This window comes from Nesterenkonia muleiensis (assembly GCF_003600155.1).
GTDB lineage: Bacteria > Actinomycetota > Actinomycetes > Actinomycetales > Micrococcaceae > Nesterenkonia > Nesterenkonia muleiensis.
Genome location: NZ_QWLD01000029.1, coordinates 32,179 through 55,518 on the forward strand (window position 1 = coordinate 32,179; position 23,340 = coordinate 55,518).

At 65.8% G+C, this 23,340-nt stretch carries 23 protein-coding genes; 16 read left to right on the forward strand and 7 right to left on the reverse strand.

Going from position 1 to position 23,340, the window contains the following annotated elements; translation table 11 throughout:
- Positions 1–32: 32 nt before the first annotated feature.
- On the reverse strand, positions 33–1,295 hold the full coding sequence (locus DVO78_RS08190) for a heparan-alpha-glucosaminide N-acetyltransferase domain-containing protein (protein WP_120004329.1): 1,263 nt from the start codon (positions 1,293–1,295) through the stop codon (positions 33–35).
- Positions 1,296–1,394: 99 nt separating this feature from the next.
- Between DVO78_RS08190 and dapA the strand changes: the two genes are divergently transcribed.
- The 8 genes from dapA to DVO78_RS08230 all read left to right on the forward strand — a co-directional run bounded on the left by dapA (position 1,395) and on the right by DVO78_RS08230 (position 10,032).
- Complete coding sequence (gene dapA / locus DVO78_RS08195) at positions 1,395–2,408, forward strand: 4-hydroxy-tetrahydrodipicolinate synthase (RefSeq protein WP_274380749.1); 1,014 nt, start codon at positions 1,395–1,397, stop codon at positions 2,406–2,408.
- 18 nt (positions 2,409–2,426) lie between these two features.
- Complete coding sequence (locus DVO78_RS08200) at positions 2,427–4,109, forward strand: ribonuclease J (protein ID WP_120004331.1); 1,683 nt, start codon at positions 2,427–2,429, stop codon at positions 4,107–4,109.
- 256 nt (positions 4,110–4,365) lie between these two features.
- Positions 4,366–7,371, forward strand: coding sequence for an FtsK/SpoIIIE family DNA translocase (locus DVO78_RS08205; RefSeq protein WP_120004332.1), 3,006 nt, complete (start codon positions 4,366–4,368; stop codon positions 7,369–7,371).
- Between the two features lie 101 nt (positions 7,372–7,472).
- Complete coding sequence (gene pgsA / locus DVO78_RS08210; RefSeq protein ID WP_120004333.1) at positions 7,473–8,096, forward strand: CDP-diacylglycerol--glycerol-3-phosphate 3-phosphatidyltransferase; 624 nt, start codon at positions 7,473–7,475, stop codon at positions 8,094–8,096.
- Positions 8,093–8,707: a CinA family protein gene (locus tag DVO78_RS08215; protein ID WP_120004334.1), complete on the forward strand. Its 615-nt coding sequence runs from the start codon at positions 8,093–8,095 to the stop codon at positions 8,705–8,707. The genes pgsA and DVO78_RS08215 overlap by 4 nt, the downstream gene beginning before the upstream one ends.
- Positions 8,708–8,805: 98 nt before the next feature.
- Positions 8,806–9,249: a helix-turn-helix domain-containing protein gene (locus DVO78_RS08220; protein ID WP_120004335.1), complete on the forward strand. Its 444-nt coding sequence runs from the start codon at positions 8,806–8,808 to the stop codon at positions 9,247–9,249.
- Positions 9,250–9,287: 38 nt separating this feature from the next.
- Positions 9,288–9,794 carry a MarR family winged helix-turn-helix transcriptional regulator gene (locus DVO78_RS08225; protein WP_120004336.1) on the forward strand — a complete coding sequence of 169 codons (507 nt, stop codon included), beginning with the start codon at positions 9,288–9,290 and terminating at the stop codon, positions 9,792–9,794.
- Positions 9,795–9,798: 4 nt separating this feature from the next.
- Positions 9,799–10,032, forward strand: coding sequence for a DUF3046 domain-containing protein (locus DVO78_RS08230; RefSeq protein WP_120004337.1), 234 nt, complete (start codon positions 9,799–9,801; stop codon positions 10,030–10,032).
- A gap of 15 nt (positions 10,033–10,047) precedes the next feature.
- Here DVO78_RS08230 and DVO78_RS08235 read toward each other — a convergent pair whose 3' ends face one another.
- Entirely contained in the window at positions 10,048–10,533 is a 486-nt protein-coding gene (locus DVO78_RS08235) for an SRPBCC domain-containing protein (RefSeq protein WP_120004338.1), read from the reverse strand.
- Positions 10,526–10,861 carry an ArsR/SmtB family transcription factor gene (locus DVO78_RS08240; RefSeq protein ID WP_120004339.1) on the reverse strand — a complete coding sequence of 112 codons (336 nt, stop codon included), beginning with the start codon at positions 10,859–10,861 and terminating at the stop codon, positions 10,526–10,528. The genes DVO78_RS08235 and DVO78_RS08240 overlap by 8 nt, the downstream gene beginning before the upstream one ends.
- Positions 10,862–10,973: 112 nt before the next feature.
- Between DVO78_RS08240 and DVO78_RS08245 the strand changes: the two genes are divergently transcribed.
- From DVO78_RS08245 to miaA, 5 genes are all read left to right on the forward strand, one after another.
- The gene (locus DVO78_RS08245; protein ID WP_120004340.1) at positions 10,974–11,858 is read left to right on the forward strand and encodes an alpha/beta fold hydrolase; all 885 of its coding nucleotides are present in this window, start codon (positions 10,974–10,976) and stop codon (positions 11,856–11,858) included.
- Between the two features lie 199 nt (positions 11,859–12,057).
- On the forward strand, positions 12,058–13,095 hold the full coding sequence (gene recA / locus DVO78_RS08250) for a recombinase RecA (protein ID WP_120004341.1): 1,038 nt from the start codon (positions 12,058–12,060) through the stop codon (positions 13,093–13,095).
- 5 nt (positions 13,096–13,100) lie between these two features.
- On the forward strand, positions 13,101–13,721 hold the full coding sequence (locus DVO78_RS08255) for a regulatory protein RecX (protein ID WP_120004376.1): 621 nt from the start codon (positions 13,101–13,103) through the stop codon (positions 13,719–13,721).
- 55 nt (positions 13,722–13,776) lie between these two features.
- Positions 13,777–15,294, forward strand: coding sequence for a tRNA (N6-isopentenyl adenosine(37)-C2)-methylthiotransferase MiaB (gene miaB / locus DVO78_RS08260; RefSeq protein ID WP_120004342.1), 1,518 nt, complete (start codon positions 13,777–13,779; stop codon positions 15,292–15,294).
- Positions 15,291–16,193, forward strand: coding sequence for a tRNA (adenosine(37)-N6)-dimethylallyltransferase MiaA (gene miaA, locus DVO78_RS08265; protein WP_120004343.1), 903 nt, complete (start codon positions 15,291–15,293; stop codon positions 16,191–16,193). The genes miaB and miaA overlap by 4 nt, the downstream gene beginning before the upstream one ends.
- 4 nt (positions 16,194–16,197) lie before the next feature.
- Here the strand turns inward: miaA and DVO78_RS08270 are convergent, their stop codons facing one another.
- Together DVO78_RS08270 and DVO78_RS08275 are read right to left on the reverse strand one after the other, a co-directional pair.
- On the reverse strand, positions 16,198–16,866 hold the full coding sequence (locus DVO78_RS08270; protein ID WP_120004344.1) for a response regulator: 669 nt from the start codon (positions 16,864–16,866) through the stop codon (positions 16,198–16,200).
- Positions 16,853–18,085 (reverse strand): sensor histidine kinase, encoded by a 1,233-nt coding sequence (locus tag DVO78_RS08275; protein ID WP_238385201.1) that lies wholly within the window; start codon positions 18,083–18,085, stop codon positions 16,853–16,855. The genes DVO78_RS08270 and DVO78_RS08275 overlap by 14 nt, the downstream gene beginning before the upstream one ends.
- Before the next feature lie 168 nt (positions 18,086–18,253).
- On the opposite strand from DVO78_RS08275, the gene DVO78_RS08280 reads away from it, so the two are divergent.
- From DVO78_RS08280 to dapF, 3 genes are all read left to right on the forward strand, one after another.
- Positions 18,254–19,345: an ABC transporter permease gene (locus tag DVO78_RS08280; RefSeq protein WP_120004345.1), complete on the forward strand. Its 1,092-nt coding sequence runs from the start codon at positions 18,254–18,256 to the stop codon at positions 19,343–19,345.
- A 62-nt stretch (positions 19,346–19,407) separates the two neighbouring features.
- Positions 19,408–20,169 (forward strand): ABC transporter ATP-binding protein, encoded by a 762-nt coding sequence (locus DVO78_RS08285; protein WP_120004346.1) that lies wholly within the window; start codon positions 19,408–19,410, stop codon positions 20,167–20,169.
- 8 nt (positions 20,170–20,177) lie between these two features.
- Positions 20,178–21,095 carry a diaminopimelate epimerase gene (gene dapF / locus DVO78_RS08290; protein ID WP_120004347.1) on the forward strand — a complete coding sequence of 306 codons (918 nt, stop codon included), beginning with the start codon at positions 20,178–20,180 and terminating at the stop codon, positions 21,093–21,095.
- On the opposite strand, the gene DVO78_RS08295 is transcribed toward dapF, so the two are convergent.
- Entirely contained in the window at positions 21,079–22,515 is a 1,437-nt protein-coding gene (locus DVO78_RS08295) for a folylpolyglutamate synthase/dihydrofolate synthase family protein (RefSeq protein WP_120004348.1), read from the reverse strand. The genes dapF and DVO78_RS08295 overlap by 17 nt on opposite strands.
- On the reverse strand, positions 22,512–23,135 hold the full coding sequence (locus DVO78_RS08300; protein WP_120004349.1) for a class I SAM-dependent methyltransferase: 624 nt from the start codon (positions 23,133–23,135) through the stop codon (positions 22,512–22,514). The genes DVO78_RS08295 and DVO78_RS08300 overlap by 4 nt, the downstream gene beginning before the upstream one ends.
- Positions 23,136–23,340: the final 205 nt, after the last annotated feature.

The following is a 23,340-nucleotide window of genomic DNA, read 5'->3' on the forward strand; positions in this document are numbered from 1 at the left end:
GTTGCCGCGGCCTTCACGCCTGATGTGGCCTCTCAGGAGGTGCCGGTGCTGAGCATGTGCGTCAGAGCCTCCAGCGGACCACGACGGCGCAGCAGCACCTTCACCGTTCCGGCGGCCAGAGCGGCCACCACCAGCCAGAAGATCATGGTCTCCTCCGCCACCGACGCCAGGGGGGCGTCCTCCATCCGCCAGAACGGGCCCAGGACGATCAGGTGCCCTACGTACAGGCTCAGCGGCATCGCACCGGCCCCGGCCAGGGGCGCGAGCACCCACTGCAGCCGCAGCCTGTTCAGCAGCTGAGCGCTGAGCAGGCAGAGCCCCAGCACGGCAGCTGCGCAGCTGATGGTGTGCAGCAGGTCCAGATGACTGCCCTGGTGCGCCATCGGGATCAGGAACCACAACGGATCGGTCACCAGCGGCAGGAGATGGTCCCCGGTCTCCAGTGCTCCCGCCAGCGCGCCCTCAGAATCGGCATAGGGCCGCATCCGCTCGGCCACGCCCGAACGCTGAATGGTGAACCACCCGATCCAGTAGGTGAGCACCGCGCCGATGAGCCCGACCCCGAAGACCCGAAGCGCCGTTGCGGTGCGTGTCAGGTCCAGCCGGCCCATCGCCATCCCCGCGAAGAGATAGGCAGGCCACAGGATCAGCGGGTAGTAGCCGGTGACGAACAGGTCCAGGGTCAGCAGCCCGGGATTCGCCAGGTCGAAGATCATCGGCGAGTGCCACAGCCGTTCCGGCGGTTCAGCGGCGCTGGGCCGCAGCAGGTTCTGCACCCACCAGTACAGCAGCGGTGCTGCGGCCACCCATGCGGCCGCCAGCCCAAACAGAGCCCTGGCACCCAGCCGCAGAAACGGCAGGGCCAGCAGGAACAGCACCCCATAGTGCACCAGGATGACCGCCACACCGGCACCCAGCATGGAGACTACGAGTCCGATGCCGATGATCACCGCAGCCCGGACAGCAACAGTGCTGGTCCCGGCGGCGGGCGCAGGTACCGCTCGCCTCTCGGACGGCTTGCGCCGGCCTTCGCGCCTCAAGTCGGCACGTCGCTGCGCTCGTGCCTCAGTGCTGCTGCCACCTGTCAGCAGGGCCAGGCCCACCCCGGCGAGCACTGCGAACAGTGCCGCCGAACGCCCGGAGAACAGCATGCCGGCCCAGGTGGCTTCACCGGTGCCCGGATCGGTGGTGGGCAGCACATGCACAGTCATCATGCCCAGCAGGGCCAGGCCCCGGGCAGCGTCGACACCCCACAGGCGTCCGCCGCGAACCGTGTTGGTTCCGGCGGCGCGCACCTGTCGCGCTCGCCTCTCGGCCGGCCTGTGCCGGCCTTCACGCCTGAAGCGGGTCCAGAATGCAGGGGGGCGTAGGCTCACACAGGTAGGCTACTGCCTATGAGTTCAGAGATGGTGCCTGACAGGGCCCGCGCAGGCGACGACGCGGCGCAGGCAGACCCCACATCCACCGGTCACGACTTCGACCCCTACCTGGCTGAAGGCGAGGTCAAGCACCCTGACCAGACCGATCCCCATTTTGGCCACCTCGCCACCGCGATGGTCACCCCGTTCACCAAGGATGACCGGGTCGACTTCAAAGCCTTCGAGGCGCTCGCGGCCAAGCTGGTGGACGAGGGCAACGATTCCCTGGTGGTCTCCGGCACCACTGGCGAGACCTCCACCCTGGAGGACTATGAGAAGGCCGACCTGGTGCGCGCGGCCAAATCAGCGGTGGGCGACCGCGCCAAGATCATCGCCGGGACCTCCACCAACCACACCAGCCATGACCTGGAGATGGCCGCCCGCGCCGAGCGCGCCGGGGCCGACGGCCAGCTGGTGGTCACCCCCTACTACAACAAGCCCTCCCAGGACGGCGTGCTGGCGCATTACCGGGCTGTGGCCGATGCCGCAGACCTGCCGCTGATGATCTACGACATCCCCGGACGCACCGGCATCCCGGTGGCCACGGAGACCGTCCTGCGGCTGGCCGAGCATCCGCGGATCATGAGCCTCAAGGATGCCAAGAACGACATCACCGCCACCACCGAGGTGCTGACCAAGACCGACCTGGAGGTCTACTCCGGCGACGACCAGAATGTCCTGGCCTGGATGGCCATGGGGGCTGCCGGCGTCGTCTCCGTCACCTCCCATGTGGCCGCGCCGACTTTCCGGCGTATGGTGGACGCGGTGCTGAACTATGACCTCAAAGAGGCACGCATCGCTCACGGCGAGCTGGGCCCGGTCATCCGCGCCGTCATGACCCGCGTGCAGGGTGCGGTGGCCTCCAAGCTGGTGCTCAGCTGGATGGGATTCCCCATCAATACAGACGTTCGCCTGCCCCTGGTGCAGGCCAATGAGGCCGAGCAGGAGCTCGTCCTCGCCGACCTGCGAGAGGCAGGCTGGAAGCTCTAGAAAGGAACCTGTCACAGCGTGACACCTGAAAAACTGCACACCCCGCCCAAGCTGACCGACGGCACCCTGCGGATCGTCCCGCTGGGCGGGCTCGGCGAGATCGGGCGGAATATGACCGTCTTCGAGATCGGCGGCAAACTGCTGATCGTCGACTGCGGCGTGCTCTTCCCTGAGGAGGAGCAACCCGGCGTCGACCTGATCCTGCCCGACTTCAGCTATATCGAGAACCGGCTCGACGACGTCGTCGGCGTGGTGCTGACCCACGGCCACGAGGACCACATCGGGGCAGTGCCCTATCTGCTACGGCAGAAGGAGGACATCCCGATCATCGGGTCCAAGCTGACTTTGGCCCTGGTGGAGGCCAAGCTGGTCGAGCACCGGCTCAACGCCTATACCCTCACCGTCCGCGAGGGCGATGTGGAGCGGCTGGGACCGTTCGAGTGCGAGTTCGTGGCCGTCAACCACTCCATCCCCGACTCACTGGCGGTCTTCCTGCGCACCGAGGCCGGGACCGTGCTGCACACCGGCGACTTCAAGATGGACCAGCTGCCGCTGGACGGGCGCATCACCGACCTGCGGCACTTCGCCCGGCTCGGCGAGGAGGGTGTGGACCTCTACCTCTCGGATTCCACCAACGCGCATATCCCCGGGTTCACCACCCCGGAGAAGGAGATCGGCCCCACCATCGACCAGGTGATCTCCAAGGCCGAGCGGCGGGTGATTGTGGCCAGCTTCGCCAGCCACATCCACCGAGTCCAGCAGGTGCTCGACGCCGCGGCCGCCCACGGGCGCCGGGTCGCCTTTGTGGGCCGGTCGATGGTGCGGAACATGTCCATCGCCAAACAGCTGGGCTACCTGGAGATCCCTGAGGGCATCCTCATCGACCTGAAGAAGGTTGACCAGCTGCCCGACTACAAGGTGGTGCTGATGTCCACCGGCTCTCAGGGCGAGCCGATGGCCGCGCTGTCCCGGATGGCCAATGGCGACCACCAGGTACAGGTGGGTCAGGGCGACACGATCATCCTGGCGTCGTCGTTGATTCCCGGCAACGAGAACTCGGTCTACCGGGTGATCAACGGGCTGATGAAGCTGGGCGCCGATGTCATCCACAAGGACAACGCCAAAGTGCATGTCTCCGGACACGCCTCCGCCGGCGAACTGCTCTATTCCTACAACATCCTCAAGCCCGGCAACGCCATGCCGGTCCACGGTGAGCACCGGCACCTGATCGCCAACGGCAAACTGGCCGAGGCCACCGGGGTGGATCCGCGCAACGTGCTGCTGTGCGAGGACGGTTCCGTGGTCGATCTCCGCGACGGACTGGCCCGCGAGGTCGGCCAGATCGAGGCCGGCTACGTCTACGTGGACGGCTCCTCGGTGGGCGAGATCACCGACTCCGAGCTCAAGGACCGGCGGACTCTGGGTGAGGAGGGCTTCATCTCGGTGATCACCGTGGTCAACCGGCAGACCGGCACCATCATCTCCGGGCCGGACATCCACGCCCGCGGTGTGGCTGAGGAGGATGAGGTCTTCAAGAGCATCAAGCCCAAGATCGCCAAGGCTCTCACCGAGGCCATCCAGGAGAACAAGGAGCACACCACCCATCAGCTCCAGCAGATCGTGCGCCGCACCATCGGCTCCTGGGTCAGCCGGAAGCTGCGCCGGAAGCCGATGATCGTCCCTCTGGTGGTCGAGACCTGAGGCCGGCGCCCGCCCTCTGTCTCACAAAGTGCGCGCGTGATGAACACCTGCGCGGGATATAACCTGCGCACACGTTCATCACCTGCGGTGTCTGGGGTCGGGGCGGCGGACGAGGCGGGCGACGCACGGGACCGGGAGGTTACCGCCCCCGCCGACGTCGCGGCAAAGGGGATATCTACAGATTCGGCGACCCCCTTCCTCTCCTCCCCGCGCGTAAATGCGGGTGTTCCGGCGCGCCGGCGGCTAGGTTGGGACTATGGCGACACGTACTTCCCCCTCGCGGTCGGCCGGAAAGAAGAAGTCCTCTTCCGCCTCATCCCGCGCGACGACGTCGAAGAAGAAGGCTCCCCAGCAGCAGGAGGAGCGCGGCAATCTGCTGTTCACCGCTGCCCGCGGGGTCTGGCTTGCCCTGGCTACACCGGTGGGCGGTGCGGCCCGCAGCATCGGCACGCAAGTGAAGATCCACCCCGATGACCGCCGTGACGGTGCCGGCCTGGTGTTCTTCCTGTTGGCCGCACTGACCGCTGTGGTGGACTGGTGGGGTGCCCGCAACTGGGACCACTGGGTATCCGAGGTGGTCCACCGGGTCACCGCCGGCACTTTCGGCTGGGCCACGGTGATCCTGCCGCTGGTCCTGCTGGTCACCGCCATCCGCTACTTCCGCACCCCGCAGCAGCATGAGGCAAACGGCCGCGTCGCCATCGGCCTGACCATCGTGCTGGCCACCTCCGCGGGCCTGGCACACCTGGCCGCGGGCATGCCGACCATCAACCAGATCTTCGAGCAGAGCGAGGCCGGCGGCTTCGACCAGATGATCGACTCCGGCGGCGTCCTGGGCTACCTGGTGGTAGTCCCGATGGCCTCGCTGGTGACCCAGTACCCGGTGTGGGCCGTCCTCTCCGCGGTGCTTCTCATCGGCATGCTGGTGCTCACCGACACCCCGGTCCGGCGCATCCCCGACCGCCTCGCCGTCGCCCGGGACTACATCATCGGCCAACCCGGCGAGCGCCCGTCCGCTGCCGAGGCGCCCTCCGGCGGCGCGTCCCAGCAGGGGGATGCCGACTACTACGACGACGGTGCCCCCAAAGCTCCGCGCCCGCGCACCGGGGCATCGGGGCGCGGCAAGAAGGACCGCGACAAGTCCGGGCGGCCCAGCTTCTTCGCCCGCCTGTCCGATTCCGCAGCCGGAGATGATCACGACGCCACCCCGGCTGAGACGGCCCCCACCCAGGTCTTCGATGTGGCTGCTGGCGGCGCCTATGACTCTCCGGTGGAGGTGGAGCCAGCCGATGAGACGTCTGCGCTGAAACCAGGCCAGAAGCGGCCCACCAAGCAGGAGCAGGAGATCGCCGCGGCCAAACGCGCCGCAGGCGTGTCCTCGGCGGAGACTGCTGCCAAGCCCGCCTCCACCCCCAAACCCACATCTGTCCCGGAAGCCCCTGCCCCCGCCAAAGACCTCCCGGTGCGCAGTGAGCAGCTGGAGCTCTCCGGAGACGTCACCTACACCCTGCCCGCCCAGCAGCTGCTGCCGGCCGGGCCGCCGCCCAAGCAGAGCTCTGAGGCCAATGCTGAGATCGTCGCCGCCTTGGACCGCACTTTCGAGCAGTTCAAGGTCGACGCAGAGGTCACCGGCTTCTCCCGGGGGCCCACCGTGACCCGCTACGAGATTGAGCTGGCTCCGGGCACCAAGGTGGAAAAGGTCACCAACCTGGAGAAGAACATCGCCTACGCGGTGGCCTCCAACGAGGTGCGCATCCTCAGCCCCATCCCCGGCAAGTCGGCCATCGGCATCGAGATCCCCAACCGGGACAAGGAAGTCGTGGCCCTGGGTGATGTGCTGCGCTCCAACGCCTCCCGCAAGGTCGAGCACCCGCTGGCCATGGGAGTGGGCAAGGACGTCGAGGGCGGCTATGTGATGGCACCGCTGGCCAAGATGCCGCACCTGCTGGTGGCCGGTGCCACCGGGGCGGGCAAATCGGCGTTCATCAACTCGATGATCACCTCCATCCTCATGCGCGCCACTCCCGATGAGGTCCGCATGGTCATGGTGGACCCGAAGCGCGTGGAGCTGACCGCCTACGAGGGCATCCCGCACCTGGTGACACCCATCATCACCGATGCCAAGAAGGCCGCCGAGGCCTTGGAATGGGTCTGCAAGGAGATGGACAACCGCTACGACGATCTCGCTCACTTCGGCTACAAGAAGATCGATGAGTTCAACGCCGCGGTCCGCGCAGGGAAGATCACTCTGCCGCCGGACTCGCAACGGGTGCTGCGGCCCTACCCCTACCTGTTGGTGATCGTCGACGAGCTGGCCGATCTGATGATGGTCGCCCCGCGCGACGTCGAGGACTCCATTGTGCGGATCACCCAGCTGGCGCGTGCGGCCGGCATCCACCTGGTGCTGGCCACCCAGCGGCCGAGTGTGAATGTGGTCACCGGCCTGATCAAGGCCAATGTGCCCTCCCGGATGGCGTTTGCCACCAGCTCGGCCACCGACTCCCGCGTGGTGCTGGACCAGGTCGGAGCCGAGAAGCTGCTGGGTCAGGGCGACGCTCTGTTCCTGCCGATGGGCAAGTCCAAGCCGATGCGCGTGCAGGGGGCCTGGGTCAACGAGTCCGAGGTCGAGGCCGTGGTCGCGCACGTGAAGTCGCAGCTGAAGGCCCAGTACCGTGAGGACGCGGTGAAGGCGCTGGAGCCCAAGAAACGCCAGATCGACGAGGACATCGGCGAGGACTTAGAGCTGCTGCTGGCGGCCACCGAACTGGTGGTCACCACCCAGTTCGGTTCCACCTCCATGCTTCAGCGCAAGCTGAAGATGGGGTTCGCCAAGGCCGGACGCATCATGGACCTCATGGAGTCCCGCGGTGTGGTGGGACCCTCTGAGGGCTCCAAGGCCCGTGATGTGCTGGTCGCCCCGGAGCAGCTGGGCGAGGTGCTGGCCGCCATCAACGGCGAAAGCAGCGACGATGCCCCACGCCCCTACGACGACGCCGCTGAGGTGGAGCCGGCGCAGGCGGTCGACATTGGTCCCGACGGTGGGGAGACCGTGGCGTCCCCTGATGCTGACCTCGGCGATGAGGAGCAGTCCCAGGCTGATGCGGCGTCGTCGTCCCCTCCGGCGGAGAACGACTGGGCCGCCGATCTGATCGCCCGGGATCTGGCCGAGCGCACCCGCGATCTCACCGAGGTGGTCGACTATCACGACGGCGCGGACAGCTCCACCGGCTCCGAGGACGCCTGGGGGCTCACCGGACGCTGATGGGCCGCTTGTCGTGCCGCTTTCGAGTTCTCGTACGGCTATCGCCCCACGACATCTCGAAAACCCTACGGCACGTCAGGATTGGGTAGAGTCAGACCCTGATGAAAGCGAACCCGCAGGCCCCGCTGCTGAACATCGCCAATGTGCTCACACTGGTGCGCATCGTGCTGGTGCCGGTGTTCATCGCGCTGCTGGTGATCGATGCATCAGCCTCCGGGTCCGGTGCGCTGCAGCCGCTGGAGGCCGGCAACGGGGGATGGCGCTGGGCCGCCGCGGGAGTCTTCGCCGTGGCCATGGTCACCGATGCTGTCGACGGCGATCTGGCGCGCAAACGCAATCTCATCACCGACTTCGGCAAGATCGCCGACCCCATCGCCGACAAGCTGCTCATCGGTGCGGCTCTGGTGATGCTCTCGCTGCTGGGCGAGCTGCCGTGGTGGGTGACCATCGTGATCCTGGTCCGCGAACTCGGCATCACCGCCCTGAGGATGGCCATGCTGCGCGTCCAGGTGATGCCGGCCTCCCGCGGAGGCAAGCTCAAGACCGTCCTGCAGACTGCCGGACTCCAGCTGATGCTGCTGCCCCTGGTGGTGATTGCGGGCTGGCTGGCGGATGTGGCCTTCTGGATCATGATCGCCGCGCTGGTGGTCACCGTGATCACCGGCATCGACTACCTCATCCAGGCGGCGCGCATCCGCCGGGCGGTGAGGAGGAACACCTTATGAGCGCAGCAGGTGATGCCCAGCGGGTGGCTCGCCGGGCTGAGCGGGCCACTGACCCGGTGGAGATCCTGCAGCGCCTGGGGCACCGCGGAATGACCATCGCCACCGCAGAATCGCTGAGCGCCGGGGCGCTGTCGTCGCGGATCGCTGATGTGCCCGGGGCGTCGGTCGCCCTGCTCGGGGGAGTAGTGGCCTACTCCAACCAGGTCAAGGAGAATGTCCTGAAGGTGGATCCAGGGCTGCTGGAGACCCGGGGGGCGGTCGACGGGGGCGTTGCCGCTCAGATGGCCTTCGGCGCGGCGCAGGCCTGCGGCACTGAGATCGGGATCTCCACCACCGGGGTCGCTGGTCCGGAGCCGCACCAGGGCAAACCGGTGGGTACGGTGTATCTGGGCATCTCGGCGGCGGCCGGCGTCGTCGAACGGTTCGGTTTCTGCCTGCCTGAGGACTGCGGTGCCCACGATCTCGGCTCGGCCCAGGGGCATCTGGCCGGTTACCGGCTGTTGGATCTCGAGGGTGACCGGGCAGCGATCCGCCGCGCCAGCGTGGAGGGCGCGCTCAAGCTGCTCAGTGACCTCCTTCACACGGAGCCGGCCGGGCTGCCGGAGGCATAAGGCGCCGCTCAGGGTTTCCCGCTACAGTTGGGGGAACAAAACAGCGGCACGCAGGGTTGGACCTAGTCGAAAGCAGTACACGCTAGAGGGAGATTCTCATGGTGCGACAGCCAGTCACCGTCAATGGTGTCACCCGTTGGAAGGACACTGACTCTCAGGGTATGCCCGAGGAGCCCGGCGAGCTCAAGGGTGTGGTCCTGCGCCAGGAGATCGGCGACGTTCTACGTAACATCCGGCAGTCCGAGGGCCGCACGCTGCGTGATGTCAGTCACGATGCCCGGGTGAGCCTGGGCTACCTCTCCGAGGTGGAGCGCGGTCAGAAAGAGGCCTCCTCAGAGCTGCTGGCCAGCATCTGCACCGCGCTGAACGTGCCCCTGGCAGCCATGCTGTTCCAGGTCGCCGAGCGGATCGCCGCCGCCGAGGGCTTCCAGGTGCCGGATACGGTGCCCACCGAGTTGCAGCGCGAGTTCGACGGTGCTAGTCCCGCTGGCGGGGAGGCCCCACTCAGCTCTCGGCCGGCCCTTGCTGACCTTCACGTCTGAAAGAGGCGCGCTGCTGCGTTCCCGCTAGACTTGCACGCATGGTTTCAGAGGATCGCCGCGCGCACGTCAAGGAGCTCCAGCAGGAGTTGCACCGCCTCTTCCTGCGCCGGCGGCACAACGCCATCCAGCTGGCCAAGACCATCGATCCGGAGATCGAGCCGGCCGCCTACTCCATCCTCTTCACCCTGCAGCGCGAAGGCGCCCAGCGGATGACCCACATCTCCAAGCATTTGGGGGTCGGCAAGCCCACTCTGTCCCGCCAGCTGACCACTCTGGCCGAGCGCGGTTTCATCACCAAGCGAGCCGACCCCGCCGATGGGCGTGCCCTGGTGATCTCGCTGACCGAGCAGGGCAAGTCCCGGCTCGAGGCCGCCCAGGCCCAGCGCTCTGAGCGCTACCTCCATATGCTCGAGCCCTGGACCGAGGAGGAGATCATAGGGCTCTCCGGTTTGCTCGCCAAGATGAACCAGACGTATGCGGAGTACGACGACGCCGGCAGCCCCGGCAGTGCCCCTGGACCGGCCGAGCAGCCCAAGGTGGCATAGAGCGGTGCGTGAGTCCCGCTTCTGGGCCCTGATGGAGGATGAGTTCGGCAAGGCCTACGCCCATGTGCTGGCTGACCAGCTGGTGATCACCAAGTACCAGCTCACCACCAAGGAAGCTCTGTCCTCCGGCATCGCCACCCGCGAGGTGTGGGAGGCGCTCTGCCAGCAGCAGGACGTTCCGGAGTCACGCTGGCTGGGCAGAGATATTCCGCCCAAGGACACACCGCCCAGGGGTTAGGTGACCGTTGCGGGCTCAGGCGCCCGCCGTCGTCATGGGTTTCCCCGTCTCCAGCAGCGTCTTCAGGCTGGCCAGCTCCCACGGCCATCCGCCGCCGCCTTCTTCGATCTTGCCGTTGCCCGCCACATCCTGGGCGGTCTTCGGCGACTCGGGCAGCTCGTGGGTCAGTGTGACCCTGGTGAGGCCCGATGGTCCCTGGGTGATTTCGTAGGTCAGGCGGCTGGGTGGCTCGTCGTGCCAGGCGGCGGACCAGTCCAGGACCAGCTTGTTCGGCGGCTCGGCCTCCACTACAGTGCCCAGCACCGCGACGTCGCCCATTCCCATGGTCTTCATCTGGTCGGTGGTGAGGTGCCGCATCTGCCCGCCGGGGCGCAGGTCGATCTCGATATCACCGCCGTAGCCGTAGCGATTGGTGTACTCCGAGGAGGTCAGTGCCTCCCAGACTTTCTCTGCCGGTGCATCGATGTAGATGCCGTGAACCTGTGTGCTCAGGTCAGTCATGGGGTTTCTCCGATATGTTCTTGAGGTGAGTGAGTGAGACGACGTGCGCCTCAGAGTATTTGTCGATCCACCGGTCGTGGATCAGGCGGATGGGCACCGGATTGAGATAGTGCAGCTTCTCCCGGCCCTTTTTGCGCATGATGACTAGATCGGCAGCCGCCAAGACCTTCAGATGCTTGGCGACGCCGAACCTGGACATCTCAGCATGCCCGGCGACGACTCTCTCCAAGTCGCTCAGCGACCGTCCGCTCTTCTCGTGCAGGGCATCCAGCATGAGCCTGCGCGTGCGGTCGGCAAGTGCTTTGAAGATGAGGTCCTCGTCCGTCACACCCTGAGAATAGGTGACTATTTAGTCACGTGTCAAGAGATGGGTTGCAATTCGGCGCCACCTTGGTAGCGTCAGCACTATGAGTCCCGAGCTGGCCGGGGAGCGGTGAACTATGCACGCTGAACGCAGCGTGGTGGCGCGGTGGGTGCTCTCCGGTGATGCACAGATATACGCAGAGGCTTTTGGGGAATCAGAGAACCCTGCGGTGCTGCTGATCTGCGGAGCGTCGACCTCCATGGACTTCTGGGACGCTGAGTTCTGCACCCGGCTGGCTGGAGCAGGCCGGTACGTGATCCGCTACGACCTCCGCGATACCGGGTGCTCAACCAGTTATCCGGCAGGCGAGCCTGGTTACACGGGTGCCGATCTGGTCGGCGATTCCTTGGCAGTTCTCGACGGGTTCGATGTTGAAGCAGCTCACGTGGTCGGCATCTCCATGGGCGGAGCCATCGCTCAGCGTATGGCCCTAGAGCATCCAGGACGTGTGACCAGCCTGATCCTGATGGCAACCAGCCCCATCAGCGGGACTGCCGCAGATGGGACGCAGCTGCCCTCCATGGAGCCGCGGCTTGCCGAATACTCCTCTGCAGGCGGCCCGGAGGCGGACTGGGCCGATCGTGAGACTGCCATCGAGGCCATCGTCGAGGGGGAGAGACCCTTCGCCGGCACCATCCCCTTCGACGCAGAACGGATGCGCCGCACCGCTGCCCGGTCCTTCGACCGCACTGTGGATATGGCCGCCATGCAGACCAACCACTGGATCGCCGAAGAAGGGCCCTCGATAGGCGGTCAGCTGGATCAGCTCCGTCTTCCCGCATTGATCCTGCACGGCACCGATGATCCGCTGTTCTCCCTGGCGCACGGCGAAGCTTTGGCCAAGACCATCCCCGGAGCGCGCCTGGTCCCGCTGCCAGGTATGGGGCACCAATATCCGCCCGAGCCGCTCTGGGATCAGATCGTCACTGAGATCATCGACCATACCGACCATGCCGGATAGGGATTAGATCGCTCAGGGCGCGGCTCACCGGCGTGTTGCTCGAATCTGTGTTCGATACCGCGTAGTGTTTTCCCCAGACGAGATCAGTGGGAGACGGCGCGCGGGGCTCTCCACAGATCGGCGGACCGACCGAGGGCATGTCCGGGGCTGCATTTAGTCTCGGGTATGTCAACGAACAACTATCTCCGTGAGGTGAACCATGGCTACCAGCCCGGATCGGCAGAAGGCGCTAGAGGCGGCACTGGCCCAGATCGACAAGCAGTACGGAAAGGGCTCGGTGATGCGGCTCGGCGATGATACCCGAGCCCCCGTCGAGGCCATCCCCACCTCATCGATCGCCATGGACGCAGCCCTGGGCATCGGCGGCTTCCCCCGCGGGCGCGTGGTGGAGATCTACGGGCCGGAGTCCTCCGGTAAGACCACTGTGGCGCTGCATGCGGTCGCCAATGTGCAGAAGAACGGCGGCATTGCTGCGTTCATCGATGCAGAGCACGCTCTGGACCCCAGCTATGCGGGCAAACTCGGTGTGGACACCGACTCGCTGCTGGTCTCCCAGCCAGACACCGGTGAGCAGGCCCTGGAGATCATGGACATGCTGGTCTCCTCCGGCTCCCTGGACATTGTGGTCATCGACTCGGTGGCGGCCCTGGTCCCGCGTGCTGAGATCGAAGGCGAGATGGGCGACTCCCATGTGGGCCTGCAGGCCCGGCTGATGTCTCAGGCGCTGCGTAAGATCGCCGGCCGCCTGGCCCAGACGAACACCACCGCGATCTTCATCAACCAGCTGCGTGAGAAAATCGGGGTGTTCTTCGGCTCCCCGGAGACGACCTCCGGCGGCAAAGCCTTGAAATTCTACGCCTCGGTCCGCGTGGACGTGCGCCGCATCGAGACCCTCAAGGAGGGGGTCAACGCCGTGGGCAACCGCACTCGCGCCAAGATCGTGAAGAACAAAATGGCCCCGCCCTTCAAGCAGGCCGAGTTCGACATCCTCTACGGCGAAGGCATCTCCCGTGAAGGCGGCCTGATCGATGTCGGCGTGGAGAACGGGTTGGTCAAGAAGTCCGGGGCCTGGTTCACCTATGACGGTGATCAGCTGGGCCAGGGCAAGGAAAAGGCCCGCCAGTTCCTCAAGGACAACCCGGACCTGGCTGATGAGATCGAGCTGCGGATCAAACAGAAGCTCGGCATCATCAAGTCTGAGGACGACGGCGGGGAACCTGCTCTTCACGCGGTGTGATGACCATGACGGACCCCAAGGTTGAAGCACTCCGGCAGACACTGCAGAAGTACGAAGCCGGGGAGCTGAACTCGGATCTCTTTGACGGCTCCTCGGCCCCATCGGCCGGCAGTGACTCCGGCGGTGAGGACGACTACGCCAAAGCCCGGGCGGCGGTGCTGCGCAAGCTGACCGGGTCTGCCAAGTCCCGGCACCAACTGGCCCAGGCGCTGCGTGAGCGGGAGTTCAATGAGCAGGTGATCACTTCCGTTCTGGACCGGATGGAGGAGGTCCAGCTCATCGACGACGCCGAGTTCGCCCGCACCTGGGTACGCACCCGCCATGAGCTCAAAGGACTCGGGGCCGCGGCTCTGCGGCGCGAGCTCCAGGACAAAGGCGTCTCCGCCGCCCACATCGAATCAGCTCTGGAGCAGCTGAGCGTTGAGGATGAGAACGCCGCGGCCCGGGCGCTCATCGAGGCCAGGCTGCGGGGAGTGACCATTCCAGTGGGCAACGGGGTGGAAGACCGCAAGGAACGCGAGAAGATCACCCGGCGACTGGTCGGAATGCTGGGCCGCCGCGGCCATGCCCCAGGAGCTGCCCTCCAACTGGTCCGTGAGGCCCTGGAGAGCCGGGCCGCGTATTAACCCCGGTAGAATGGCCCGGTACGCCTTTCTACACCCGACCCTTCGCTGAGCTGACATGATTGAAGCACTCCTGGACCGCACTGAGACACATGCCGCCGAGCGCACCTATGAAGTGCGCACCTTCGGCTGCCAGATGAACGTACACGACTCCGAACGCATCTCAGGGCTGCTGGAGGATGCCGGGTACGCCAGGGCACCAGAGGACGGCACACCGGACCTGGTGGTCTTCAACACCTGCGCGGTCCGAGAGAACGCTGACAACAGGCTCTACGGCAATCTCGGCCAGCTCAAGCCGGTCAAGGAAGCGCACGGGATGCAGATCGCAGTGGGCGGTTGCCTGGCGCAGAAGGACCAGCACACCGTCCTGGAACGCGCGCCCTGGGTCGACGTGGTCTTCGGCACCCACAACATCGGCTCGCTGCCGACCCTGCTGGAGCGATCCCGGCACAACCAAGAGGCCAGCATCGAGATCCTCGAGGCCCTGGAGACCTTCCCCTCCACCCTGCCCACCAAACGCGAATCAGTGCACTCCGGCTGGGTCTCGATCTCCGTGGGCTGCAACAACACCTGCACCTTCTGCATTGTGCCCTCGCTGCGCGGTAAGGAACGGGACCGCCGTCCAGGGGAGATCCTCGCTGAGGTGCAGGCCCTGGTGGACGACGGTGCCGTCGAGGTCACCCTCCTGGGTCAGAACGTCAACACCTATGGGGTGGAATTCGGTGACCGCCAGGCCTTCGCCAAACTGCTGCGTGCCTGCGGCGAGATTGCTGGCCTGGAACGGGTGCGCTTCACCTCCCCGCATCCGGCCAGCTTCACCGATGATGTCATCGACGCCATGGCGGAGACCCCCAACGTGATGCCGCAGCTGCACATGCCGCTGCAGTCCGGCTCCGACCGGATCCTGAAATCCATGCGCCGGTCCTACCGCGGCAAAAAGTTCCTCGGCATCCTGCACAAGGTCCGTGAGCGGATGCCGCATGCGGCGGTGACCACCGACATCATCGTCGGCTTCCCCGGAGAGACCGAGGAAGACTTCGAGGACACCATGGAAGTGGTCGAGGCCTCCCGGTTTGCCAGCGCATTCACCTTCCAGTACTCGAAGCGGCCCGGCACTCCCGCCGCGGAGATGGACCACCAGGTGCCCAAAGACGTCGTACAGGCCCGGTTCGAGCGGCTGATCCAGCTGCAGGACCGCATCACCGCCGAGGAGAACGCCGCATTGATCGGCACCACCCAGGAACTGCTGGTCACCGCAGACACCGGGGCCAAGAACCAGCAGACCGGCCGCCTCTCCGGACGCGCCCCCGACAACCGCCTGGTCCACTTCAGCGTCCCGGCTGGAGCGGAAACCCCGCGCCCCGGAGACTTCGTGACAGTGCCCATCACCGCCTCCGGCAGCTTTCACCTGCTCTCCGACCCCGCCGCAGAGGACTTCCGCCTCCGCCGCTCCCGGGCCGGTGATGCCTGGGACCGCTGGCAGGCCGACTCCTGCGGGGTCGGCACCACCCAGGTCACCGTCGGCAAGCCTGCGGCAGTCTCCCTGGGCATGCCCACCCTGCGCGCGGCCACGTGAAGCCGCTCGTCGTCCTGGTAGGAGCCACAGCCTCAGGAAAAACCGGGCTCAGCGTGGAGCTCGCCCAGCGCCTGGACGGCGAGGTGATCAACGGCGACTCCATGCAGCTCTACCGCGGCATGGACATCGGCACCGCCAAGATCACCGCTGATGAAACCCAGGGTGTTCCCCACCACCTCTTCGACATCCTTGAGGTCACCGAGGAGGCCTCAGTGGTTCAGTACCAGGCTCTGGCGCGGCAGACCATCGCGGCCATCCGCGAACGCGGCAAGACTCCCATTCTGGTGGGCGGCTCCGGGCTCTACCTCCGGGCGGCCACCGACGTCATCGAATTCCCGCCCACCGATCCCGGCCTGCGCGCCCAGATCGAAGCAGAACTCGAGTCAGAGGGCACCGCAGTACTGCGCGAGCAGCTGCGCGAGGCCGACCCGGAGTCCGCCGCGGTCATCAAGGACGCGCGCCGCCTGGTCCGGGCGCTGGAAGTGGTCCGGCTGACCGGGCGGACCTTCACCTCCTTCTTGCCCCAGCGCAATCACCTGCCCAGCCTGGAGCCGGTCCTCCAACTGGGCATGAAAATCGAGCGCAGCCTGCTTCACGAGCGGATCGCCGACCGTGTCCACCAGATGCACAGCACAGGACTGCTCGAGGAGGTCCGCAGACTCGACGCTGCGGGGCTGAGGAAGGGCCGCACCGCCTCAGCCGCCATCGGCTACCAGCAGTTCCTACGCGTCATCGACGGGGTGCTCACCGAAGAGCAGGCCGTGGAGGAGACCATCATCGCCACCCGGAAATTCGCCCGCCGTCAGGAAACCTGGTTCCGCGCCGATGCGCGAATCACCTGGCTGGACACAGCATGTGAGCAGCTTATCGACCAGGCTCTGGAGGCAGTACGGGGATAGAGGATCAGTGCCGAATGAGATGCCGCCGGCGGGCTTCGGACACTGCCGCCACCCGATTGTCGACGCCAAGCTTCTGATAGATATGCACCAGATGGGTTTTAACCGTCGCTTCGCTGATGAACAGCGAGCGGGCCATCTCCCGATTCGACTGTCCGGTGGACAACACCTCCAGCAGCTGAATCTCCCGGGCGCTCAAGGAGAGGACGGGCTCCCGGACTCTGCCCATCAGCCGTGCGGCCACTTTCGGCGCCAGCGCCGTCTGACCGGCTGCTGCCTCATGGACAGCCTGATAGATCTGTTCGGGAGGGGCGTCCTTGAGCATATACCCGCTGGCTCCTGCCTCTACCGCAGCCAGAATGTCGGCCTCGGTGTCATAAGTGGTCAGCACCAGCACCGGGAGCCCCGGGAGGATCTCCTTAATCCGACGAATAGCCCTCACGCCGTCGATTCCCTCACCCAGCTGGAGATCCATGAGCACCAGGTCAATCCGCCCTCCTGCCCGGAAGATCCTCTCGACTGTCTCTATGGCACTTTCGCCGTCGGGTGCTTCTGCAAGGACGGCAATCTCTCCTGACTCAGTGAGCATGGCACCAAGACCTGCACGGACTACCGGGTGATCATCCACGAGAAGCACGCCCAGTGGTGAAGGCTCTGTGTGGTCACTCACCAGCATTCCCGTTCAGCGGCAGTCGGATGGACACGGCCGTCCCTTCTCCGTGGGCGGATTCGACATGGAACTCTCCTCCCAGGGCCTCAAGGCGCTCTCGTGCGGAGCGAAGCCCGAACCCGGTGCCGTCTGCGCGAGGGGACGCGACGGACTCGGCTGTCCTGTCGAATCCTATGCCGTCATCGACAATATCCAGCATGACCTGATCTTCTGTATAGCTCACGGTAATGACTGCGGTGGTGGCCTCAGCATGCTGGACCACGTTGGACAGGCTGGCCTGGGCCGTCCGCAGCAGCGCCACACCATGAGGCACAGCCAGGGATACCGGGCTCCCGCTGATCACCAGCCGGCAACGCAGAGCTTCTCCGCGCGCCGCCGCGTCAGTCTCCACCATATGGCAAGCCCGCCGCAGGCTGTCGGCAAGCGGCTGACCGTCCTCGCGTCCCGACTGCAGCGCACGGACAAAGCGACGGGCCTCCTCCAGATTCTCCGATGCGGTGGACCGTATGACGTCGATCTGCTTCGCCGAAGTCCTGTAATCCGCGCTGGTCAGACTCGCTGTCGCCGACCGGGCAAGCAGCACAACACTGGAGAACCCCTGAGCCAAGGTGTCATGGATGTCCCGGGCCATGTGCTCCCGCTCGGCCAACGCTCCGGCCCGCCGCTGGGAGACAGACAACTGCTCGCGTGTCTTCCTCAGCTCCTCCAGCGCCGCCTGCTGGGCGCGGTTCTCCGCATAAAGCCCTTGATAGGCCAGGGCGACCACCACTGCGAAGCCTGCCCCCAGCACCGGGCCCAGCAGCGCCGGCAGCTCGGCTCTTCCGAGCGAGAACCATTGGGCCAGTACGACTGCCCCGGTCAGCACCGCCACGCTCAGCAGAGCATGGCGGATGCGCAGTAGGTGCATATGGAGAAAGAACAGCGGAAACGCCAACCAGGTGAAGGTGAGCTCAAGGACCAGCAAGACTGCCCACAACGCGGTCACAGCCGCTAGCCACACAGCCGGTCGGCGCCTTTCCAGGCGGAGGCCCAGAGCATAGACCCCGATGAATAGCAGCGCGACGGTCATCACCACCGCCAGATGTGATGCGGACGGCTGCGATGCCACAGTCCGAGCGATGCCGATAAGCAGCAACGCGACCACGCTGGTCGGCAGAGCCCAGCGCAGGCCACGGAGCACCTGCTCACCAGTAAGAACTGGTGGCATCGCGGGTTCAGAGGGCATCCAGCCAGCTTACTGATTCACCCGCGGCGTGGGATCAACCGATCAGTTGATTCCGGGGTCATCCGCTGAGCGGCCCAGATGCCACCAGAGGGGCGATGTCTTCGGGAACGGTCTGGCCGACAGTGGAGATGTACCGCTGACCACTGTGAGGAAGTGACGTGATAGCCCATGTTTTTGGCCCTACGAGATATTCGATTCGCCACTGGACGCTTCACCCTGATGGGCAGTGTGGTGGCGCTGATCAGCCTTCTGCTGGTGATGCTCTCCGGGCTGACTGCCGGTTTGGCCAACCAGAGCACTTCAGCCATCGCATCCCTGGAGACAGACACATTGGCCTTCAGCGCTGACGATCAGCAAGAGGCATCCTTCACGGAATCACAAGTGACCCATCAGCAGCTGGAATCCTGGCAGCAGACCCACGGCGTCGCTTCAGCAGAACCGCTGGGCATTACCCAAACACGTGTAGAGCCCCAGGCGGGTTCTTCGTCGGCGACCTCCGCCGCCGTCTTCGGTGTGGAGCTGGGCGGAGATCTAGTGCCCGCCGCAGAGCTGAAGAGCGGTGAAACCCTGGTCAGTGAGGAGATTTCTGATGAGCTGGCAGCCGGTGCCGGGGACACCCTGCTCATCGGAGGCGTGGAGCTGACCATCGCAGGACTTATCGAGAATCACTGGTACAGCCACACACCAGTGCTGTGGACCAGCCTGAAGGACTGGCAGCGCTTGGCTCACGTGGTGGACACCGATGTGGTCGGAACCGTCATCAGTGCCTCTCACGAGCAGTCAGCCGATGCGGAGGAGCTACGGAGCCGCGCCGACGCCGAGGCCGGCACCGTGAGCATGAGCCCGGGGAGCAGCTTCAGCGCACTGTCCTCCTACTCATCCGAAAACGGGGCGCTGACCATGATCCAAGCATTGCTCTACGCGGTCTCAGCATTGGTGATCGTTGCCTTCTTCACGGTATGGACGGTGCAGCGGACCCGCGACATCGCCGTGTTGAAGGCACTGGGCGCTTCGAACAGGTACGTGGTCGGTGACGCGCTGGGTCAGGCGCTCGTGGTGTTGCTGGCCGGCTCAGGCGCCGGAGGGTTGGCCGGCTGGGCCGGTGGAGTGCTCGCCTCCCAGGCTGTTCCTTTCGTCACCTCTGCCTCGACCACTGCGCTTCCCGCGGTGGGGGTCGTCATCATCGGGCTCGCCGGGGCTGCAGTCGCGGTCCGTCGGGTGAGCACAGTCGACTCTCTGCTCGCTCTTGGCGGCAGCTGAACCTCTGCGCACCGTCAAGCAAGCCCGTTATCGACACCTTTACGATCACAAGGAGCCTTTTCATGACCATCACCTCGAAGCCATCGGCCAGCCCCCGTTCGTTGAATGAACCTGTCCTGTCGGTGAAGGGGGTCACGCTGGAATATCCCGACGGCTCAGACGGTGTGCTGACCGCCTTGGACTCGGTCAGCCTGTCCATCGGCCCCGGCGAGATGCACTCTCTGGTCGGCCCCTCCGGGTCTGGCAAGTCCAGCCTGCTGGCGGTCGCTGCCACCTTGATTTCCCCTACCCGCGGGTCGGTGCGTATTGACGGTGAAGAGGTCACTGACCTTCGCCGGCGCCGCCGTGACCACATCCGCAGGGAGAAGATCGGCATGATCTTCCAGCAGCCGAATCTGCTGGCTTCATTGACTGCGGAGGAGCAGCTGGTGATGGTTGAGGACTTTCGGGGCGTCTCACGCAGGGATGCCGTCTCGCGTGCCCGCGAAGCCTTGGAGGTGGTAGGACTGTCAAACGCTGGGCAGCGCCGACCCCATCAGCTTTCCGGCGGACAGCGGCAGCGGGTCAATATCGCCCGGGCACTGATGGGGTCTCCCTCAGTTCTGCTGGTGGATGAGCCCACCGCAGCGCTCGACCATGACCGGTCCGAATCGATAGTGCGCCTGCTGCGCAGACTCACCGATGAGATGGGGCTGGCCACACTGATGGTGACCCATGACACAGACTTTGTCCCGTTGACCGACGTGGTGGTGACCATGCGCGACGGCGTGCTCAGCGACCCGGTGAGGACAAAGACAGCGGCGGGACCAGCTCTGTCTGATTGAATATCCACATGCGCTTCACCAAAGCCCAGGCCACTGGCAACGACTTCGTGATGATCTCCGACCCCGGAGCAGCCCTGGAGCTCAGCTCAGCGGAAGTAGCCCGGCTGTGCGACCGGCATTTCGGCATCGGCGCCGATGGCCTGATTCTGGCTGTTGCTGCGCATCAGAGCGACGACGGCGCCGCGGTGCTCTCTGAGACCGGACTGACCAGCACTCAGGAGGCCCCGCTGTGGTTCATGGATTACCGCAACGGCGATGGCACAAAGGCAGAGATGTGCGGCAACGGCGTCCGGGCCTTCGCCCATTTCCTCATCGCTGAAAGACTTGTTGAGCTGCATGAAGGGGACAGCCTCCCGGTGCTGACCCGGGCCGGGCTGCGCACAGTGCGGAAGGTCCGGGAGGGCTACGCCGTCGGGATGGGTGTCTGGTCCTTCATCGACCCAGAGATGGCCGCCGAGTCTGCCTCCGACTCGCTGGTCCAGGCCACAGGGCTGACCGACCCCCGCCCCGCGCTGAGCATCTCCATGGGAAACCCTCATACGGTGGTAGCCCTGCCGGACCATTCCGCGCTGGAGGGTCTGGACCTGAATAATGCGCCCAAGGTGGAGCCGGTGCCGCCGAACGGGACCAATGTGGAATTCGTGGTGCCAGCCGACCCGCTGGTCGCAGAAGGCGTGGGCCGGGTGAGCATGCGGGTCCATGAACGCGGAGTCGGCGAGACCCTTTCCTGCGGCACTGGAACCTGCGCAGCCGCGGCTGCTGTACGGGTCTGGGCCGGAGCTGATGCGGTCGACACCTGGCAGGTCAGCGTTCCCGGCGGGGAGGTCACCGTCCGCTTCACCGCCCGGACCGACAACGCCGAGGATGTGGAGCTCTCCGGCCCTGCGGTGCTGACCTATTCGGGCGAGCTCATCCTGGAGGGGTGAACAGCCTCTTGGCGCTGGTCCCCAGGGTCCGCAGCACCAGGGAGGTGAACAGGACGGTCCCTACGGCCAGCGACTCGCCTCGGGCGAGCAGCTCCAGCAGCTGAGCCGATCCCGGCGCCTGATGCACACCCTGTTCGCCGAGATCCGCCAGGGTGATCCACTCCCAACCGGGGCCGACGGGCCAGGCGGATCGTTCTGGCGTTCCGATATAGGCCCCCGGCATCTCCACAAACACCTTCTGGCCGGCGAACTGCTCAAGTCCGGCGATGAACCCGGCCAGATCTTTGCCCGGGGACAGGCACACCAGCACCTGCTCCAGGGAATCCACTGCAGTCCCGGCGAACTCCAGCGCCGCCCGCAGGCCATCCCGCGACACTGCTGAGTCCACCACACAACGAGGTCTGCTGCTGTCAGCCACCTCATGCACTGACATCCGGCCCGGATACTGCACCGACTGCACTACACCGGCTAACCTGGCGAATACGTGTGATGAAAGGGTACTTTCTCCGCCTTCCACCCCACGGATTCGCCACTTTTGACCGGAGTTGCATGGCAGACGGCGAATAGGCGAGGCCACCGGAGCTTGAGCGTTGGAGTCACCAGGTGCAATCGGAGCGGGGATCCCCAATGCCGCAGTGACGCCCAGGGCGGCGTTGAGCCGCGGGAAACCCTTCGGCAGATGCGCGGTGAGGCGTGCACAGAGGTCGCCGGGGTGGGCGCCGTCGTGCCCTGCCAGGATCAGCCGGCTGGACATCTGCGCGCACCGCCGCTCAATGATCTCCGCCACCTCAGGGCGCTGCGGGTAGGAGACCACCAGCTGGGTTCCACTGGTGATCACCGCGGACTTATCGCGGGCCACATCGGTGACGCTCGGCCCCAGGATGTCCAGGTGCTCACCGAAGATCCGGGTAACCGCCACCACCTCCAGCGGCCAATGGGACAGGTCATCTGAGGCTCCGCCGATCCCGGCCTCGGCCACGACGGCGCCCACCCCCGCCTCGGCGAACAGGAGAAACCCCGTCAGCAGAAACAGGCCGGTGGGCGCCAGGTAGCCGGTCTCAGCCGTCGGTGTGGGCAGCTGGTCCTTCGCCTCTTGGATCTGCAGCAGCACGCGGCGCCGCACCTGCTCATCGACCACCGCGCCGTCGATCCGGATCCGGTCAGCGTTCGAGAGCACACCGGGGCTCATCACCGTTCCCACCCGGTGGCCGAGTCCGGCCAGGGCCGCCGAGGCATAGGCGCTGGCCGTACCCTTGCCCTTGGATCCCACGATCCCGAGGGTCACATGCTCCTGCTGATCCGGGTGGTAGCCCAGCTGCCGCATCAACTGGGCAGTCCGGTGCAACGACCGGGAGGAGGTATGCCGCAGGGCCCTCCACTCGGAGAAGATGACCGCTTCCTCCAGCGCCTCGAGGCTCATCCGCTCTGACCGCGGCTGATCCGGAGGATGCGGAAGCCCTTGGAACTGGCGGTGCGTTCAGCGGCGAAGTCGTCGCCGACCGCCGCCAGCATCGACTTCAGCCAGGTCAGCAGCGAATCAGCCCCCAGGTTCTTCTGGACCACCAGGTGCGCCTCACCCCCGGCATCGAGCCGAGGCAGCCACAGCTGGAGCAGCTGGTGCAGGGCGGGTTTGCCGATGCGGATCGGCGGATTGGACCAGATCGTCGCAAACAGATGGCCGGAGGGCACCTCCTCCGGGGCGCAGACCCGCACATTCTCCAGGCCCAACTCTTCTGCGTTCTCCGCACAGAGGATGCGGGCGCGCTCACTGACATCCACTGCCCAGACCTTGGCCTGCGGGGAGAGCATCGCCATGGTCAGCGCCATCGGCCCCCAGCCGCAGCCGATGTCCAGCAGGTGCCCCGAGGCAGCCGGCTCCGGGACCTCCCGCAGCAGCACCTCGGTGCCCTTGTCCACCGCGTCGGGGGAGAAGATCCCGCCGGCAGTGCTGACCTGGACCTCGCGCCCGGCCAGTTGGACAGTGACCCGGCGGCGCTCGAACGGGCCCTCAGCAGCATCAAAATAGTGCGAAGAGTTCATCAGTTGCTAGACTAGTACCCATGTGGATTCGCCTGACACAGTACGCACCGCCATCTCCAGCGGTCTGAGCCGTATATATGAGCTCCCCCACGCCTCAGCGGCGTCGGCGGTCGAGCATGTATGAATCCAGCATCTACACAAGTCCCGCATCCAGGCATCGTCGGACACGGTGCGACGTCGCAGTGACCACCATGCCGGCGCGGGC